Origin of the sequence: Mucilaginibacter segetis, assembly GCF_016522075.1 — a bacterium.
GTDB classification, from domain to species: domain Bacteria; phylum Bacteroidota; class Bacteroidia; order Sphingobacteriales; family Sphingobacteriaceae; genus Mucilaginibacter; species Mucilaginibacter segetis.
Genome location: NZ_JAEHFW010000003.1, coordinates 456,085 through 473,894, shown reverse-complemented (window position 1 = coordinate 473,894; position 17,810 = coordinate 456,085). Strand labels below are relative to the sequence as shown.

The following is a 17,810-nucleotide window of genomic DNA, read 5'->3' as shown; positions in this document are numbered from 1 at the left end:
TCAAACAACCTTGATAACTATCTTACCCCTGTTGCCTTTTGCATTCAGTATTTCTGCTTGTTTGGCATCTTCCAGGTTTATAATACTTGAAACTACAGGGTCAACAACTCCTTTATCTATCAGTTCAGCAATTTTTTCTAAATCTTCTGCATAGGACTGTGCTGTAAATCCTTCCAACCGGATGTTTTTCTCCTTTGCATCATCTTTATACAAGGGTTGTACCGTAGTTATAAGCCGGCCACCCTCTTTAAGTACCTCCAGCGATCGCTTTTGTGTATCGCCACCTATCAGATCAAACACCAGATCAACATCCTGCACATGCTCTTCAAATCTTTCACTTTTATAATCTAAAGCTTCATCGGCGCCTAACTGTTTAACAAAATCAAGGTTTGGGGCTGATGCCGTACCTATTACAAAAGCACCCTTCCACTTAGCCAGCTGAACTGCAAAACTGCCTACCCCGCCTGACGCGCCATGTATTAATACTTTTTGATCGCGTTGTAAACCACCATACTTAAATAAACCCTGCCATGCGGTAAGTCCGGCCAGTGGTACAGCAGCCGCTTTCAGATGATCTATGCTTTTTGGTTTAAGCGCTATTTCATCAGCTTTTACTACCACATATTCGGCAAAGGCGCCGTTAATAGTTGGAAATGGACGCGCGTATACTTCGTCACCGATGCTAAAATTACGCACTTTATTTCCTGCACCCTCTATTACGCCGGAAACATCCCAACCGATGGTTAATGGTAAACTGACCGGGAATTTCTGCTGCGCCTTTCCCTCAAATATTTTCTGATCCACCGGGTTTACGCTACTGGCATATACTTTTATCAGCACTTCATCCTCTGCAGGCTGTGGTATATCTATATCATCCAATTCTAACACGTCGGGTCCGCCAAATTCATGAATTCTTATCGCTTTCATAATTATCTGTATTTAATATTTTATTAATTATATCAAACATAAACCGTGCCCGGATCAACCCATACAACACGCAAAACACCTCATATATGATCCGTTTAAGGATAGTAAATCCTCATAGGATTAATTAAAAGCATGCACGATTTACCGTAGATGTAATTTAGTTGGGCATTGAGCACATTTAACATTATATTAATATTAAGGTTCCGTTATGTTAATGCACACATAACATTCAACTAACATTTGGATAATAGTTTTGCACCTGATTAAACTCAGTCACGTGAAAAAAACATTATCAATCCTTACCATATTATTGGTAACCCTATTTTCTGCTAATCAGCTATTTGCACAAAGCACAGGTAAAATAGCAGGTAAAGTAATTGACGAAAAAAACAGCGAAACCTTAATTGGTGCCACAGTAAGCATACAAGGCACAACTTCGGGCACCGCAACTGATGTGGAAGGCCATTATGTATTAAGCGGTTTACAGCCCGGTAAATACACCGTATTGGTAAGATACATCGGCTATCAAAGCAAGTCGATATCCGACATTGAGGTAAAGGCCGATGCTACTACTCCGCTTAATATCACCATGGGGCAATCAGCCTCGCAAACACTTAACGAAGTAGTGATAAAGGCAACCTATCGGCAGGAATCTACCAGCGCGTTATATGCTATCCAAAAAAACAGCGTGTCGATATCTGACGGTATCTCTTCAGAACTCATCAGAAAATCGCCTGATAAAAACACCAGCGATGTACTCAAAAGAGTGAGCGGTACTACTATTCAGGATAATAAATTTGTGATCGTTCGTGGTTTGAGCGACAGGTACAACACCGCATCGTTAGATGGCGCACCGCTGCCAAGTACCGAGCCTAACCGTAAGGCATTCTCATTTGATATCGTTCCATCAAGCTTAATTGATAATATTATCATCAGCAAAACAGCAAGCCCCGATTTGCCAGGCGATTTTGCAGGTGGTAACGTACAAATTTTGACCAAGGACATCCCTGATCAAAATTTTATCAACTTCAGTTTAGGTTATAGCTATAATACCCAAAGCACGTTTAAAAATTTCAATACCGGTTTCCGCAGCGTCAGCGATTATTTTGGTTTTGATGATGGCAGCCGTAAACTGGTAGATAACTTTCCCACCACCAGCCAGATAGTAAACAAGCAATTGGGCTTTACTCAAAACATACAATCCATCAATAGCCTTAACAACGATTTTGGTATATATAACAATAAAGCCTTACCCGGTCAAAATTATCAGTTAACTGTAGGTAATGTAAAAGAGATTGGCGAAAACAAAAACCGCTTTGGTACTACTATCGCCTTAACTTATCGTAATTCGCAGAACTATACTCCTGATCTGATACAGAATTTTGATAACTACGATTACCATAATCAGGTTTCTAAATTCTCTACCAATGTAGGAGCGTTGGCCAACTTCGCTTACAGCTTCGGTAAAAATAAGATCACATTTAAAAATCTTTACAACCGCATATTGGATGATCAGTTTACGTATCGTACCGGTGCTAACACAGGTACTTCAAGTTCTGATAACAGGTTTTATGCTTATGATATGTTAGAAAAAGCATTGTTCAAATCAACCATAGAGGGCGACCACAGCATAGGTTCAAAAAACTCTAAAATAAAATGGAACCTGGGTTTCAGCAATGTATTGAATGATCAGCCTGATCAGAAAAAGGTAAACTACAAACAAACCAACGCAGGCGAACCTTACTACGCTACTGTAACTAACTTAGGTAAAGAAAATGCCCGTGTATTTTCTCATCTGAACGAGAACATCTACTCGGGTAAGGTTGATTATAATGTACCGGTTAATTTATTCACACAAAGTACATTTAAAGCAGGAGTTTCCTCACAATACCGCGACAGAACTTTTAATGCAAGATTCCTTGGGTTGGTGATCGACCAAAACAATCAGAACTATGACATTAATGCCATTTTACAGCGCCCTATAGAAACCCTGTTCGGTCCGAATGTAATAGCAACCGGTGTTTATAACCTCGAAGAATTATCAAACCCTACCGATAGGTATGATGCCAACAGCTTTACCAATTCTGGCTATGCCATGCTGGATAGCAAAATTGGCGAAAATGTGCGTATAGTTTATGGTTTAAGGGTAGAGAAATTTGACCTTAAACTAAATACCGAAGAAACCAATGTTGATCAGCCACGTGTTAAATTAGATAACCTTGACTTTTTACCATCTGTAAACTTTACTTATGCATTAACAGATAAGGCTAATTTAAGGGTAGCGTACTACCGCACGGTGGCCCGTCCGGAATTCAGGGAGCTGGCGCCATTCGCATACTATGATTATGAACTGTTAGCTACACAACAGGGTAATCCAAATCTACACCGCACTCTTATTGATAATGCTGATTTAAGATATGAGTTGTATCCTTCAGCCGGACAAATATTCTCGGTATCTGCATTTTACAAGCACTTCAACGGTGCTATAGAGCCGCTTATTGACGACCCTAACTCATCAACAACCATTACTTACTTTAACTCTAAATCGGCTTATGTGTACGGTTTTGAGATGGAAGCGCGTAAAACGCTTGATTTTATTGATGCTAACACATTCTTTAAAAATACTACAGCCTACGCTAACTTCTCGGTAAATAAATCAAGGGTAACTAACCCTGATGATGGTGTAACCCGTTTAGAAACTACGCGCCCGCTGGTTGGCCAGTCGCCGTATGTGATCAACGCCGGTTTACTGCATAATGAACTTGACAATAAACTATCTATAAACTTATTGTTTAACCGTTTGGGCAAACGTATATTTTACGCCGGTGGCGAAAGGTTCTCCAGCGTGTATGAGTTACCACGTAACGTACTGGATTTCCAGGTGGGTTATAAGGTGCTAAAGAGCAAGGGTGAGATCAAATTGAGCGGCAGCGATATCCTTAATCAAAAATACAATTTCGAATATCAGCTTGACGGGAAACCATACTCACCATCTGGCGGCACCACATTTAAAGCATACAACTTAGGTTCAAGCTATTCATTATCATTTAATTACACCTTTTGATTAATTAATTAGTCATTTGTTAAAGCCTATTTAACACAGGCTTAATATGCATAGCTTTTCTTTGCAGGAAATCGACAGACAAAAAACATTATGAAAAAAACATTATTACTATTAGCCTTAGGCGCCTCTGTAATTATTACTTCATGTAGTAAGAAAAGTTCTCCTATTGATCCAATTGTTCCACCAACGGATACAACTTCAACATCAACTTCAGTATCTGTTAGCGGAGACATTACTGCAAACACTACCTGGACAGCCGACAAAATTTATACTCTTAAAGGTTTTGTTTACGTAACTAACGGCGCAACCCTTACCATTGAACCGGGTACCATTGTTAAAGGTGAAAAAGCTTCAAAGGGTACTTTGATCATCACTCGTGGTGCTAAATTAATGGCCGTAGGTACTGCTTCTAAACCTATTGTGTTTACTTCATCATTTGCTGCAGGTACACGTAACGCAGGCGACTGGGGTGGTATCATCCTTTTAGGTAAAGCTCCGGTTAACCAGGGCGATAACGTAAGCATCGAAGGTGGTTTGGATGCTAAAGGCGACGCTGCTAAATATATACAATACGGTGGTTCTGTTGCTGATGACAACTCAGGTACCTTAAAATATATCCGTATTGAATATGCAGGTATTCCTTTCTCACCTGATAACGAGATCAATGGTCTTACTTTAGGTGGTGTAGGTTCAGGTACTACTTTGGAATATATCGAAGTTTACCGTTCAGGTGACGACTCTTTCGAGTGGTTTGGTGGTACAGTTAACGCTAAACACTTATTAGCTATAGGTAGCTTAGATGATGACTTTGATACTGACTTTGGTTTCTCCGGTAAAGTACAGTTCGGTTTATCTCAACGTTACCCAACAATTGCTGACGTTTCAGGTTCAAACGCTTTTGAATCAGACAATGATGGTTCAGGTTCTGATAAAACTCCTCAAACATCTGCAGTTTTCTCTAACATGACTTTGTTAGGTCCTATTGCAAATGCAACTTCAGGTAACATCAATGCTAACTATCAGCATGCTGCTCAGATTCGTCGTAACTCTGCCGAAAGCATCTTAAACTCTGTATTCGCAGGTTTTGTTGAAGGTGTTTACATTGATGATTCAAAGGTAGCTACAGCAGGTTCAACTTCAACTAACTACACAGCCGGCCGTTTAGTTTTCCAAAACAACATTATATACGGAAGCAACAAAAAAGGTAACGAAGTTAAAGGTGACAACGCTACTCAAAAAGCGATATTCGAAACTACTTTAAGAGCTACAAACACTTTTGACGCATCATTATATGCTGATGCTTTAATCAACTCACCATTTAAATACTCATCTGATTTCGCTAATCCGGGCACTCCTGACTTTACAGTTAAAACCGGTTCATTAGCTGCATCCGGTGCTTTATTTACTAACGCTAAAGTAACTGACACATTTTTTGAAAAAGTAACCTACCGTGGTGCTTTCGGTACTACCGACTGGACTTCAGGTTGGGCTAACTTTAACCCACAGGCTATGGCTTATACCACTCCTGGTGCTGTAAACTAATAAATAATTCATAATTAATATAAAAAATGGCTGCCCTTTAGGGCGGCCGTTTTTGTTTTATATATTTCACTTGCAGTTTATTTTCATAAAATATTACCGGTATTAATATTATTTTGCAGCAGCAATGCAAAATACCCGTAATCCTGCTATTTTATCGCCGAAGCTTGTTAACGGGCTTATATTTATGACCATTTGCCTGATATGGGGCAGCTCGTTTATTTTAATGAAACTCGGGTTATATGATGACGACAAAAAACCACTGCTCACTGCATCGCAGGTAGCGGCCATACGCATAATTACGGCAGGGATAGTTTTAATTCCGGTGTTAGTAAGGCATCGTGCTAAAATCCCCTTCAAACTGTCAGGCTATATGGTGTTCTCGGGTATATTCGGTAGTTTTTTACCCGCCTTCTTATTCTGTATAGCCGAAACTAAAATAGACAGTGCCCTGGCAGGTACGCTTAACTCGCTCACGCCTATCTTCGCTATTATATTTGGTTTCCTGTTTTTTGGCAATCGCATCCCGTTAAATCAAATAGCAGGTATAATTATCGGTTTTGGCGGCATCGTGTTGCTGTATTTTATTCAAAAACATACAGGGGTTGGCGAAGTAAGCTACGGCGGACTGGTGATACTGGCCACCATTTTTTACGGTATAAACATCGTAGTGGTAAAGCGTTACCTCAATGGCGTAAGTCCGCTGGTTATTACCGCGTTCTCACTGATAGCCGTAGGGTTGCCATCACTCCTTATTTTATGGAAAACCGGCTTTTTTGCGCTACCGCTGCATAATTGGGTATATATAAAAGCCTGCGTTGCGGTATGCACCCTGGGTATGCTGGGCACTGCACTTGCATGGGTACTATTTTACGCGCTGGTGCAGCGTACAAGTGTATTGTTCACCACTACTGCCAGTTACGGAATACCTTTTGTAGCATTTGGCTGGGGCTGGTATTATGGCGAAACCATAACATTAGGGCAAATAGCCTGCCTGCTGGTTATTTTAGCGGGTGTTTACTTAACGCGTATTAATCTTAAAGGTAAAAACAAAATGCAACCGCTGGTCGTCGGCAAATAAGTTGCGGACAGATAACATCAGTTAAAACAAATTTATTTTAACAACTGTTCCCTGAATAAGATAAATACGATATGTCGCCTATATTTTTTACCGTCGGAACAGAACTACCCGTCATGATCATTCCTAATACTGATGCGCATGTAGACGGGCATCCGGTACTTACCTACACCTACAATATTTACCGTGATTTTGGTTTTGAAAATGCCGATACAGTTAACTATAAAAAAGAGGAGTTACTGTTGGATAAAAAACACAGCCCCAATTATCTGGGTTATATTACGTTTGAAGATCCGGGTAAATTGTTCACTTACACCGCAGATGGTACAGAAGAATTATCTGCCGACGATGTACAGGAAATAATTGAAAACATAACCCATTACCGCGATCATCCCGGTTTGTGGGATGTGCAGCATGAGTAAGTTGTACCAACACTTCTGTTAAAGGTGTTACTACCCTATCAATTCCGCGTCACAAAATAACTTTACCCTGTCCCGTATTCGTACATCTGCACATTTACCTGTATCTTTGCAGTTTTAAATTATTCATCTATGCTTAAAGGATTTTTTAACGTTCCGGAACCTGTTAACGAGCCGGTTTTAAATTATGGCCCGCGCAGTTTGGAACGTGCAGCGTTAAAAGCGGCTTTAAACGAGGCCCGCTCACAACAAGTTGATATACCCATGTATATTGGGGGTAAAGAGGTTCGTACAGGTAAACTAATGGAACTGCGTCCGCCGCATGATCATAAACACCTTTTAGGCACATTTCACTGGGGAAACAAAACCCATATAAACGATGCTATTAACGCGGCATTAGCCGCCAAGGCTGATTGGGAGAATTTACCCTGGGAACAGCGTGCAGCCATATTTTTAAAAGCTGCCGAATTATTCGCAGGCCCGTATCGTGCAAAAATTAATGCGGCAACCATGCTGGGCCAAAGCAAAAATGCTTACCAGGCCGAAATTGATGCCGCTTGCGAGCTGATAGACTTTTTGCGCTTTAACGTGCATTATATGACCGAGATATACCAGCAGCAACCGCCGGTATCCGGCAAAGGTATCTGGAACCGGGTAGAACAACGCCCGCTGGAAGGTTTTGTATTCGCCCTTACGCCATTCAATTTTACCGCTATTGCGGGTAACCTGCCTGCATCAGCAGCTATGATGGGTAACGTAGTGGTTTGGAAACCTGCCGATACCCAGGTATACGCCGCTAACGTGGTAATGCAGGTATTTAAAGAAGCAGGTGTACCCGATGGCGTTATTAACCTGATATACGCAGACGGACCTGAAGTTGGCGATGTGGTATTTAATCACCCTGATTTTGCGGGTATCCATTTCACCGGATCAACCAAGGTTTTTCAGCATATATGGCAAACTATCGGCACCAATATTCATAAATACAAAACCTATCCGCGCATTGTGGGCGAAACCGGTGGTAAAGACTTTGTACTTGCCCACCCAAGTGCCGATGTTGATGTACTAAGCACAGCATTACTGCGCGGCGCGTTTGAATACCAGGGACAAAAATGTTCGGCGGCTTCAAGAGCCTACATCCCTGCATCATTATGGCCAGCAGTTAAGGCACAGCTGCAAACTGAGATAGCAGGCTTTAAAATGGGCCCTGTAGAGGATTTTGAAAATTTTATAAACGCCGTTATCAGCGAAGTATCGTTTGATAAACTGGTTAAATATATTGAGGCCGCAAAAGCTGACAAAACGGTTGAGTTAATTGCCGGTGGTAAATACGACAAAACCCGCGGATGGTTTGTTGAACCTACTGTTCTGCATGTGCAGGATCCGTATTATGTTACCATGTGCGAGGAATTATTCGGCCCGGTATTAACGGTTTATGTTTACGAGGATGATAAATGGGATGAGATATTGAACATTGTTGACAATACATCAATCTACGCGCTTACCGGAGCTATTATTTCGCAAGACAGGTATGCCATTGCGGATGCCACCTACAAATTGCGTAACGCAGCCGGAAATTTCTACATTAACGATAAACCTACTGGGGCGGTAGTTGGCCAGCAACCATTTGGTGGCGCCAGGGGCTCGGGAACTAATGATAAAGCCGGATCAATGATCAATCTGTTGCGTTGGGTATCACCGCGTACCATAAAAGAAACATTCGATCCGCCGAAGGATTACCGTTATCCGTTCCTGCAAAAGGAAGCTTAAATGATATAAGAATCAAGAGCCAAGAATCAAGAGACAGGAACAGGCACCAAGATACAAGAATCAGGAGACAAGATACAAGGCTTAAGATTCACGGTTTAAATAAAAAAAAACACTTTACAATAAACCCCGACTTTAACGAGCCGGGGTTTATTTTTTAAGTTATTTTAAGAACAACACTATCCTTCTAATTCTTAATTCTTGTGTCTTATGTCTTGACTCCTGATTCTTGTCTCTTGACTCTATCCTCCTATTTACCAGGAGAATCAAACTTAAACACATCATCCATCTCGGAGTTATTGTCGGTGCTTACTTTAAGGTCGTTGATAATACCTGTACCTACATCATATACCCAACCATGCACACTTAGCTCCTGCCCTTTTTCCCAGGCATTCTGCACTATAGAGGTTTTACATAAGTTGTTTACGTTTTCCATAATATTCAGTTCCACCAAACGGTTAACACGCCCATGTTCATTATCAATAGCGTCAAGTTCGGCAGCGTGTAAGCGGTAAACATCCTTAATGTGCCTTAACCAGTTATCTATTAACCCAAACTGCTGGTTACTCATTGATGCAATAACACCACCGCAGCCATAATGGCCCACTACAATAACGTGCTTTACCTGAAGTACATTTACGGCATAATCCAGTACACTCAGCATATTCATATCCGTATGTATTACCATGTTGGCAATATTACGATGTACAAATATTTCACCCGGTTGGGTGTTGGTTATCTGGTTTGCAGGTACGCGGCTATCCGCACAGCCTATCCATAATACGGGTGGCTTTTGGCCGTTAGCCAGTGTATTAAAAAACTCCGGATCTTCATTTAAAGCATCGGCCACAAACTGCTTATTCCCTGCCAACAGGCTTTGGTAGTTTATATGGCTGGTATCGTGTATGGTTTTATTGTATTTAGCACACATAGTATAACGTTTTATTTAAATGGTAAATGTCGTGTATTTTTAACTACTTACGTATTAACATACGTGATAGTTTATGTAAAGCCAGCGGCGAAAGGTCATAATATAAAATGGTTAATAATATCAGCGGTAAAAAATAAAATATTGCAAAGTTATACTCATTAAACAGAAACCCTCCTGCAATACATCCCGAAAAATAAAATAACAAAATGGTGAAACGAATGTAGAGCTTGTTACGCGCAGCAACTGTTCTCTCTGTTTTAGGATGCATCCACTCGGCAACTTCGCCACCCAGATCAGTAAACAACCCCGTTAGGTGCGATGTTTTTACTATACCCCCGGATATGATAGATACCAAGCTATTTTGCAACCCCATGGTAAACAAAATAGCGCCGATAACTATTTCGCGCTCGGTTTGTGTTTCGCGGTAAAAATTATGCCCGTAAACCGCAACAAATAACAATATTATTATCTCCAATATAATAGGTATGGAATGAGCCTTGTAATAGCTTTTATCCTGATAAGAGCGCACAATAAAACTGGCTGCAAACGCCCCGGCAAAAAACATAAAGAGCCAAACCACAAATACAACTATCTCTCCTATATTCTGCTCCACCACATGCTTGGCAAGCGTAGCCACATGCCCGGTAACATTTGAGGTAAAAGCCAAAAAAGCTACTAAACAGGCTACATTAGTAATACCCGATACTACAGCGGTTGATGAAGCGAGCATCAGGTTCTCCTGCAGGGTACGTTTATCTTTTTGTTGTCTCAGCATAAACTAAATTGGACCTTGAAATCAAATTTTGCGCTAAATTAAAAAGCCCCGGCTGCAATTGCAAACCGGGGCGCGTTATATAGTAAGGGGTAGTTGCTTATTTAGCCGGCACAACGCCGTCAAGCTCGTAAACGTAGCCCAGGTTATGGGCGCCGTAACTGCTTACTTTAAGGTCTTTAACCAATCCCGTCGAAAGGTTAATTACCCAGCCATGTACTTCCAGGTCATCCCGCTCCATCCATGCATTCTGTATAATAGAAGTTTTACAAAGGTTATACACCTGTTCGCTCACATTCAGCTCCACAAGGCGGTTAAGCTTTTGTGTTTCATCGGTAATGCGGTCAAGTTCATGACTGTGCAAACGGTAAACATCCTTTATATGGCGCAGCCAGTTATCAATTAAACCAAACTGTTTGTTACTTAAAGCCGCCGCAACGCCGCCGCAGCCGTGGTGTCCGGCTACTATTACGTGTTTTACCTTCAGTACATTTACGGCATAATCAAGCACACTCAGCATGTTCATATCCGAGTGAACGCATACGTTGGCAATATTGCGGTGTACAAACACTTCGCCCGGTTTGGTACCGGTAACTTCGTTAGCAGGCACGCGGCTGTCTGAGCAGCCTATCCACAACACCTCGGGGCTTTGCCCCTGCGCCAGTGTTTTAAAAAAATCCGGTTCATCTTTCAGGCGTCTTTCCACCCACTCGGCGTTGCCGCGTAGTAATGCCTCATAGCTGCCTTTTTGAGCCAGGCGTATCTCTTTACCGTTTGGTGATGGTTTATGGTTGTTTTTATTATTATCTGTTGTAGTCATGATGAATGCTTATTTAGGGTTATACATTAAGGTTTTTAGTGATGGCACATCGTATCGTTCTTTAATATCTTCCAGATGTACCACAATGTGTTTGGTATAGGCGTTCTGTTTAAAATTTTCTATGATCTCCAGAACGTCGGGATCTATATAGCGGGAGTTTGTTCCGTCGATGATCACTTCGCTGCCCTCGGGTAAACTGGTCAGGGTAACCTGTATTGCTGCTTTGTTTAAGAAAGAAACTTCCTCTGCCAGCTTTATACGGATGGTGTTTTTATCGCCGTTCGGCACTATCTGGTAGAAATAAGGGTTACGCATATTGGTACGTAACAGGTAAAAAATACCTACAACCATACCTATACCAACACCCATCAGCAGATCGGTAAATACCACGGCTATAATAGTTACCACAAAAGGTATAAACTGATTTAAGCCCTTGTGCCATATACGCTTAAACAAACTAATACGTGCCAGTTTGTAACCTACTATTAACAGTATGGCGGCCAAACTTGATAGTGGTATAAGGTTAATTAACCCGGGTATAAGCAACAACGACAGCAGCAATAAAAAACCATGAAATATGGCACTCATTTTGGTACGCGCGCCCGAGCCTACGTTGGCTGATGAACGTACAATAACTGCCGTCATGGGCATACCGCCTAATAATCCGCTGATCATGTTACCGGTTCCCTGCGCTATTAACTCCCTGTTAGTTGGCGATACACGTTTTATCGGGTCAATTTTATCTACAGCCTCTAAACTTAACAGGGTTTCTAAACTGGCAACTACGGCAATTGTAAAAGCCGTTATCCAAATTTCCTTGTTGCCTATCACGCTAAAATCCGGACTCTTAAACAACCCGAAGAATTCACTGGTGTTGCTTACTGTAGGTATCTGCACCATTTGCTTTGCCTGCAGGGCCATGCCCGAGCCTGAAAACAAAAGCGCAAGTATAACACCCACCACAACCACCAGTAATGGCGCAGGTATAATAGCCAGCTTTTTAACCCTTGGCCAGTATATCATTATTGCCAGCGAAATTACGCTGATAATAACCGCGCCGTAATTTATTTTACTGAAAGCGCTTATTATACCCGAGAAGGTGTTGTTATCCGCATCAGTTTGCAAAAAGCCTTCGTCTCCTTCAAAATCAGCATCGTAACCCACCGCGTGCGGAAACTGTTTCATAATAAGAATGATACCAATAGCGGCAAGCATCCCCTCAATTACCGGCGAAGGAAAATAATTGGCTATAGTGCCTGCTTTTACCAGCCCCAGAATGATCTGGAAGATACCTGCTATAAGCAGGCTAAGTAAAAACGCCTCATATGAACCTAAACCCGTAATGGCATTTAAAACTATTACCGTTAAACCGGCCGCAGGCCCTGCAACACTTAGTTGCGACCCACTAAAGGCCCCTACTACTATACCGCCTATAATACCGGTAAGTAAACCGGCAAATAACGGCGCGCCTGATGCCAGCGCAATACCCAAACATAAAGGCAGTGCCACTAAGAACACTACTATACTTGACGGGATATCTTTTTTTAAGTTTTTGGGTAAAAAATATTTCTTGAGGTTAAGACCGCCCGTAGCTGTCCCGCCTTGATCTTTTTGCATAAATGATTCGTTAGAAAATTAAACTTTGATAGAAATTGCTGTTACGACTTTAAAAAGCACATAGAAAAACATAAACTTTGCCCATCCAAAAAAAATTGAACAGGTAAAGCAAACCTATACCGGTTGGCACCGGCATAAAAAATTATGCGTTTGGAGGGGGCGTGGGTACTACAGGATGATATACCTGTGTGTAAAGGGAACGTTCCTTATTATGCAATACATTTGTTTCAACAACATACGCTATATGCGCTATGTGGTGAACATAATTCTCGTCAAAAAACTTCTTTTCTTTAAACATATCCTTTTCAGGATCATCCTTATCTGTTTTCGACTCATGCTCAAGCTGCAGGATAACTGCGCTTACGGCTTTGCTGTCCATAGATAAAAATATCGGCGCTGCTGATATAACCATCTTTAAGGTAAAGATGATCATGAACAGCATAGTTACAAGATATTTAAATTTCCGGACTTGCATTTCCACAAATATAGCAAAAATTGATAGTAAAACACCCCTAAAAGGTATTCTTACAATATAATTACTAATTTTAGCGTCAACACAAATAAACCTGATCGTGGATAAAAAGTTAGAGATATTAAAGCAAAAACGCCAGAAAGCATTACAGGGTGGCGGGCACGTACGTATTGAGAGTCAGCACAAAAAAGGCAAATTAACTGCCCGTGAGCGTCTTCATTTTTTACTGGACGATGGTTCTTTTCAGGAAATAGGCATGTTGGTTGCCCATCGCTCTACTGATTTCGGAATGGAGAAAGAACATTACCCCGGAGATGGTGTAGTAACCGGCTACGGTACAGTAAACGGACGTTTGGTATATGTTTTTTCGCAGGATTTTACCGTTTTTGGAGGATCATTATCAGAAACCCACGCCGAAAAAATATGTAAGGTCATGGATCTGGCCATGAAGAACGGTGCACCTGTTATAGGCTTAAACGACTCCGGCGGGGCACGTATACAGGAAGGCGTAGTATCACTTGGCGGTTATGCTGATATATTTTACCGTAATACTATGGCAAGCGGTGTAGTGCCGCAAATATCGGCCATTATGGGGCCCTGCGCGGGGGGCGCGGTTTACTCGCCGGCTATCACCGATTTTATACTGATGGTAGAACATACCTCTTATATGTTCGTTACCGGGCCAAACGTGGTAAAAACTGTAACACATGAGCAGGTAACCTCCGAAGAACTGGGAGGCGCAAACACCCATGCCACCAAAAGCGGTGTAACCCATTTTGCCTGCGCTAACGAAATTGATGCTATACAGCACGTTAAAAAATTGCTGAGTTACATGCCGCAGAATTGCGAGGACAGAGCACCTGCCCTGCCCTACGAAGCCGGAAACGAAACCAGAGATGCTTTAACAACACTTTTACCCGAAAACGTTTCTCAACCCTATGATATCCGTGAGGTTATTGAACAGGTTATAGATAGCGGCTCGTTTTTAGAAGTACATAAAGATTTTGCCGAAAATATAGTGGTGGGCTTTGCCCGTCTTGCAGGTCGTAGTATTGGTATAGTAGCTAACCAGCCTGCTTTTTTAGCCGGTGTGCTTGATATTAATTCATCCACCAAAGGTGCGCGTTTTGTACGTTTTTGCGACAGCTTTAATATTCCGCTGCTGGTGTTTGAGGATGTGCCGGGCTTTTTACCGGGTACCGACCAGGAGTGGAACGCAATAATCACTAACGGTGCTAAATTATTATATGCCTTTTGCGAGGCAACCGTGCCGCGTATTACGGTTATTACCCGTAAGGCTTACGGCGGCGCTTATGATGTAATGAATTCTAAACACATAGGTGCCGATATGAACTATGCATGGCCAAGTGCCGAAATTGCGGTAATGGGCGCTAAAGGAGCAGCGGAAATTATATTTAAAAGAGAAATTAACGCCGCCGATGATCCACAGGCCAAATGGCTGGAGAAAGAGCAGCAATATGCTGATATATTCGCTAATCCCTACCGTGCGGCAGAACGAGGCTTTATTGATGAAGTGATAGAGCCCGCAGAAACACGCATCAAACTCATCCATGCCTTTAAAATGCTGGAGAATAAAGTGGTGAATAATCCTAAGAAAAAACACGGCAATATACCGTTGTAGCTAACTTAGATTTTTGGCTAAAGCCAGTTAAAAACTCTTACATCCGTTGGCTAAAGCCAACGGCAATGAAAAAAAACAGGATAATTAATTCTATTTTCCACAGAGTTATTTATTAGTTTTTGCCAACCATAATGAGTTTATAAATGGTGTCATTATTTTTAGCTACAAACTTCAATAATATTAACAATAAACTTATTATTTCATTGCCGTCCCATTTATGGGGCGGACTATAAAAAAATCTTATTGACTTTATCCAAAAATCATCTCCGATAAGCAAGTCAGGCATCCCATTGTGTGCAATCAAGCAACTATTAAAGTCATCATTAATTTTCATTGCCGTCTCATTTATGGGACGGACTAATTTTAGCCAAAAATCATCTCCGATAAGCAAGTCAGGCATCCCATTGTGTGCAATCAAGCAACTATTAAAGTCATTCATCACTTTTCATTGCCGTCCCATTTATGGGACGGACTAATAAATTACTATATTGGCTTTAGCCAAAAATCAGAAAATGTCATTTGTAAAAGTTTGGATTCATTTAGTTTTCGCCACTAAAAACAGAGAGCCGTTGCTTCAACCAAAACTCAGGTATGATATCTATAAACACATTATTGAAAATTGAAAATTGCAAAGAGAAAGGAATTTTCCTGCAAGCTATTAATGGATATACAGATCATATACACTGTCTGATCTCATTAGGAAAAGATCAAAGTATCTCAAAAGTGGCACAACTTATTAAGGGCGAATCTTCCTTTTGGATAAACAAACATGAACTAACAGTTCAATCGTTTAGCTGGCAGGACGATTACTTCGCTGTTTCGATAAGTGAATCTCAGGTTGAAAAGGTTACTAAATATATCAAAAATCAGGAGATACACCACACCAAAAAAACTTTTGATGAAGAAGTGAAACAATTTATGACAATATATGGCTGGAATATATTTAACACCTGATCTCTAATCATCAGTTTAAAGTTAGCTGTTATTTATTTTAGTAAATTTAAAATCCCAAGTCATATTTACCATGCTCTCCATTGAACAAATACGCCCCGAGCTTACCTGGCGACTGCGACGTGAGGTGTTATATCCTGACGAGCCTTTGTTTAAAATGGAGATGGAGGAAGATAACAACGGTTATCATTTTGGTGCGTTTAACCAGGATAAACTTGTAGCGGTGATATCATTATTTAAAAATGATGCCGACTGGCAGTTCCGAAAATTTGCTGTAAGTAAAGATATGCAGTTTACCGGCGTAGGCACCAAACTGTTGAATCACATTACCAGGTTTGTTGAACGGGAAGGCGGCAGGCACTTATGGTGCAATGCCCGTTTAACAGCCACCGCTTTTTACAAAAAGTTTGGTTTTAGTGAAACCGGAGAGGTTTTTAGCAGGAACGGGCATGATTATGTCATTATGCAAAAACCAATATTATCTAATTAAAAAAAGACCAGCCTGCCTTGCGCGGAGTGGTCTTTTAACTAACTTTAACTGATCTAATTATTATGCCGCAAAGGTGGCCTTATGTTATTAAGTTAATATTAAGCAACCAATAATATTAATATTCGCTTTATCATAATTACGCTGTTCTCCTCAGCTTTATTATATTTGTGCGTAGCCACCTAATGGCTGCTTAATAAAACAAATGGCTAAAAAAAAATCTGAAAGTAAACAGCATCCTGCTGTAGTAAATAAAAAATCGCTATCGTTCTTCGAAAAATATATCAATAATTCATCGCCCACCGGCTTTGAATGGAAGGGTCAGGAGTTGTGGCTCGATTATTTAAAACCTTACATTGATGACCATTATGTAGATAATTATGGTACTGCCGTAGGCATTATTAACCCCAAAGCCGACTACAAGGTGGTTATTGAGGCCCATGCCGACGAAATATCATGGTTTGTAAACTACATTACCAATGATGGTTTAATATATGTGATCCGTAACGGCGGATCAGACCATCAGATAGCCCCGTCAAAAAGGGTAAACATCCAAACAGATAACGGCGTGGTAAAGGCCGTATTTGGCTGGCCCGCCATACACACCCGTCTGGGTGGCGAAAAGGAGGAATCGCCTTCACTTAAAAACATCTTCCTGGATTGCGGTTGCACCAGCAAAGACGAGGTAGAAAAATTGGGCATACACGTTGGCTGTGTTATTACCTACGAAGATGAGTTTATGGTACTTAACGACCGCTATTACGTAGGCCGCGCGCTGGATAACCGTGCAGGTGGCTTTATGATAGCCGAAGTTGCCCGTTTACTTAAAGAGAATAAAGTTAAACTTCCGTTTGGTTTATACATCGTGAACGCCGTACAGGAAGAGATAGGCCTGCGCGGTGCCGAAATGATAGCGCACCGTATAAAGCCAAACGTGGCTATTGTTACAGATGTTACCCACGATACCGGAACACCTATGATCAATAAGATAACACAGGGTGATCTGGCCTGCGGTAAAGGGCCGGTAATATCTTACGCCCCGGCTGTACAAAATAACCTGAATAAATTACTGATAGAATCAGCTCAAAAAGCGGATATCCCTTTTCAACGCCAGGCATCATCGCGCAGCACAGGCACCGATACAGATGCATTTGCTTACTCTAACGACGGGGTACCTTCCGCATTAATTTCCCTGCCGTTACGGTATATGCACACTACGGTTGAAATGATACATAAAAACGATGTAGACAATGTAATACGCCTTATTTATGAAACCCTGCTGAACATAAAAAACGGACAGGATTTCCGCTACATCAAATAATTT

The 17,810-nt window shown here is 41.3% G+C and carries 16 protein-coding genes; 9 read left to right on the top strand and 7 right to left on the bottom strand.

Annotation, left to right across the window (positions count from 1 at the left end):
• Positions 1 to 927 (bottom strand): NADP-dependent oxidoreductase, encoded by a 927-nt coding sequence (locus I5M19_RS15850; protein ID WP_200067334.1) that lies wholly within the window; start codon positions 925 to 927, stop codon positions 1 to 3.
• Positions 928 to 1,204: 277 nt separating this feature from the next.
• Here I5M19_RS15850 and I5M19_RS15845 point away from each other — a divergent pair, with 277 nt between their 5' ends.
• The 5 genes from I5M19_RS15845 to pruA all read left to right on the top strand — a co-directional run bounded on the left by I5M19_RS15845 (position 1,205) and on the right by pruA (position 8,797).
• On the top strand, positions 1,205 to 3,991 hold the full coding sequence (locus tag I5M19_RS15845; RefSeq protein ID WP_317193242.1) for a TonB-dependent receptor: 2,787 nt from the start codon (positions 1,205 to 1,207) through the stop codon (positions 3,989 to 3,991).
• Between the two features lie 90 nt (positions 3,992 to 4,081).
• Positions 4,082 to 5,533: a hypothetical protein gene (locus tag I5M19_RS15840; protein WP_200067333.1), complete on the top strand. Its 1,452-nt coding sequence runs from the start codon at positions 4,082 to 4,084 to the stop codon at positions 5,531 to 5,533.
• Between the two features lie 124 nt (positions 5,534 to 5,657).
• Positions 5,658 to 6,611 (top strand): DMT family transporter, encoded by a 954-nt coding sequence (locus tag I5M19_RS15835; RefSeq protein ID WP_200067332.1) that lies wholly within the window; start codon positions 5,658 to 5,660, stop codon positions 6,609 to 6,611.
• A 71-nt stretch (positions 6,612 to 6,682) separates the two neighbouring features.
• Positions 6,683 to 7,030, top strand: a complete 348-nt coding sequence (locus I5M19_RS15830) for a hypothetical protein (protein WP_200067331.1) — start codon at positions 6,683 to 6,685, stop codon at positions 7,028 to 7,030.
• Between the two features lie 129 nt (positions 7,031 to 7,159).
• Positions 7,160 to 8,797: an L-glutamate gamma-semialdehyde dehydrogenase gene (gene pruA, locus I5M19_RS15825; RefSeq protein WP_200067330.1), complete on the top strand. Its 1,638-nt coding sequence runs from the start codon at positions 7,160 to 7,162 to the stop codon at positions 8,795 to 8,797.
• Positions 8,798 to 9,044: 247 nt separating this feature from the next.
• Here pruA and can read toward each other — a convergent pair whose 3' ends face one another.
• The 5 genes from can to I5M19_RS15800 form a co-directional block, all read right to left on the bottom strand.
• Positions 9,045 to 9,725 (bottom strand): carbonate dehydratase, encoded by a 681-nt coding sequence (gene can / locus I5M19_RS15820; protein WP_200067329.1) that lies wholly within the window; start codon positions 9,723 to 9,725, stop codon positions 9,045 to 9,047.
• 43 nt (positions 9,726 to 9,768) lie between these two features.
• Positions 9,769 to 10,500 (bottom strand): YoaK family protein, encoded by a 732-nt coding sequence (locus I5M19_RS15815; RefSeq protein WP_200067328.1) that lies wholly within the window; start codon positions 10,498 to 10,500, stop codon positions 9,769 to 9,771.
• 97 nt (positions 10,501 to 10,597) lie between these two features.
• On the bottom strand, positions 10,598 to 11,317 hold the full coding sequence (locus tag I5M19_RS15810) for a carbonic anhydrase (RefSeq protein ID WP_200067327.1): 720 nt from the start codon (positions 11,315 to 11,317) through the stop codon (positions 10,598 to 10,600).
• Between the two features lie 9 nt (positions 11,318 to 11,326).
• Entirely contained in the window at positions 11,327 to 12,934 is a 1,608-nt protein-coding gene (locus I5M19_RS15805) for a SulP family inorganic anion transporter (protein WP_200067326.1), read from the bottom strand.
• A gap of 142 nt (positions 12,935 to 13,076) precedes the next feature.
• A complete protein-coding gene (locus I5M19_RS15800; RefSeq protein WP_200067325.1) occupies positions 13,077 to 13,367 on the bottom strand; it encodes a hypothetical protein in 291 nt (96 codons plus the stop codon).
• 139 nt (positions 13,368 to 13,506) lie between these two features.
• Here I5M19_RS15800 and I5M19_RS15795 point away from each other — a divergent pair, with 139 nt between their 5' ends.
• Positions 13,507 to 15,048, top strand: a complete 1,542-nt coding sequence (locus I5M19_RS15795) for an acyl-CoA carboxylase subunit beta (protein ID WP_200067324.1) — start codon at positions 13,507 to 13,509, stop codon at positions 15,046 to 15,048.
• Positions 15,049 to 15,160: 112 nt separating this feature from the next.
• On the opposite strand, the gene I5M19_RS15790 is transcribed toward I5M19_RS15795, so the two are convergent.
• Positions 15,161 to 15,487: a hypothetical protein gene (locus tag I5M19_RS15790; protein ID WP_200067323.1), complete on the bottom strand. Its 327-nt coding sequence runs from the start codon at positions 15,485 to 15,487 to the stop codon at positions 15,161 to 15,163.
• A gap of 152 nt (positions 15,488 to 15,639) precedes the next feature.
• Here I5M19_RS15790 and I5M19_RS15785 point away from each other — a divergent pair, with 152 nt between their 5' ends.
• From I5M19_RS15785 to I5M19_RS15775, 3 genes are all read left to right on the top strand, one after another.
• Positions 15,640 to 16,002, top strand: coding sequence for a transposase (locus tag I5M19_RS15785; RefSeq protein ID WP_200067322.1), 363 nt, complete (start codon positions 15,640 to 15,642; stop codon positions 16,000 to 16,002).
• A gap of 70 nt (positions 16,003 to 16,072) precedes the next feature.
• Positions 16,073 to 16,489 carry a GNAT family N-acetyltransferase gene (locus tag I5M19_RS15780; protein WP_200067321.1) on the top strand — a complete coding sequence of 139 codons (417 nt, stop codon included), beginning with the start codon at positions 16,073 to 16,075 and terminating at the stop codon, positions 16,487 to 16,489.
• A gap of 202 nt (positions 16,490 to 16,691) precedes the next feature.
• On the top strand, positions 16,692 to 17,807 hold the full coding sequence (locus I5M19_RS15775) for a M42 family metallopeptidase (protein WP_200067320.1): 1,116 nt from the start codon (positions 16,692 to 16,694) through the stop codon (positions 17,805 to 17,807).
• The last annotated feature ends 3 nt before the right edge of the window (positions 17,808 to 17,810 follow it).

Coding starts and splice junctions, on each gene's coding strand:
- pruA (WP_200067330.1), top strand. CDS start 7,160: ATGCTTAAAGGATTTTTTAACGTTCCGGAACCTGTTAACGAGCCGGTT.
- I5M19_RS15840 (WP_200067333.1), top strand. CDS start 4,082: ATGAAAAAAACATTATTACTATTAGCCTTAGGCGCCTCTGTAATTATT.
- I5M19_RS15830 (WP_200067331.1), top strand. CDS start 6,683: ATGTCGCCTATATTTTTTACCGTCGGAACAGAACTACCCGTCATGATC.
- I5M19_RS15815 (WP_200067328.1), bottom strand. CDS start 10,500: ATGCTGAGACAACAAAAAGATAAACGTACCCTGCAGGAGAACCTGATG.
- I5M19_RS15805 (WP_200067326.1), bottom strand. CDS start 12,934: ATGCAAAAAGATCAAGGCGGGACAGCTACGGGCGGTCTTAACCTCAAG.
- I5M19_RS15775 (WP_200067320.1), top strand. CDS start 16,692: ATGGCTAAAAAAAAATCTGAAAGTAAACAGCATCCTGCTGTAGTAAAT.
- can (WP_200067329.1), bottom strand. CDS start 9,725: ATGTGTGCTAAATACAATAAAACCATACACGATACCAGCCATATAAAC.
- I5M19_RS15850 (WP_200067334.1), bottom strand. CDS start 927: ATGAAAGCGATAAGAATTCATGAATTTGGCGGACCCGACGTGTTAGAA.
- I5M19_RS15785 (WP_200067322.1), top strand. CDS start 15,640: ATGATATCTATAAACACATTATTGAAAATTGAAAATTGCAAAGAGAAA.
- I5M19_RS15790 (WP_200067323.1), bottom strand. CDS start 15,487: ATGAATGACTTTAATAGTTGCTTGATTGCACACAATGGGATGCCTGAC.
- I5M19_RS15800 (WP_200067325.1), bottom strand. CDS start 13,367: ATGATCATCTTTACCTTAAAGATGGTTATATCAGCAGCGCCGATATTT.
- I5M19_RS15780 (WP_200067321.1), top strand. CDS start 16,073: ATGCTCTCCATTGAACAAATACGCCCCGAGCTTACCTGGCGACTGCGA.
- I5M19_RS15810 (WP_200067327.1), bottom strand. CDS start 11,317: ATGACTACAACAGATAATAATAAAAACAACCATAAACCATCACCAAAC.
- I5M19_RS15835 (WP_200067332.1), top strand. CDS start 5,658: ATGCAAAATACCCGTAATCCTGCTATTTTATCGCCGAAGCTTGTTAAC.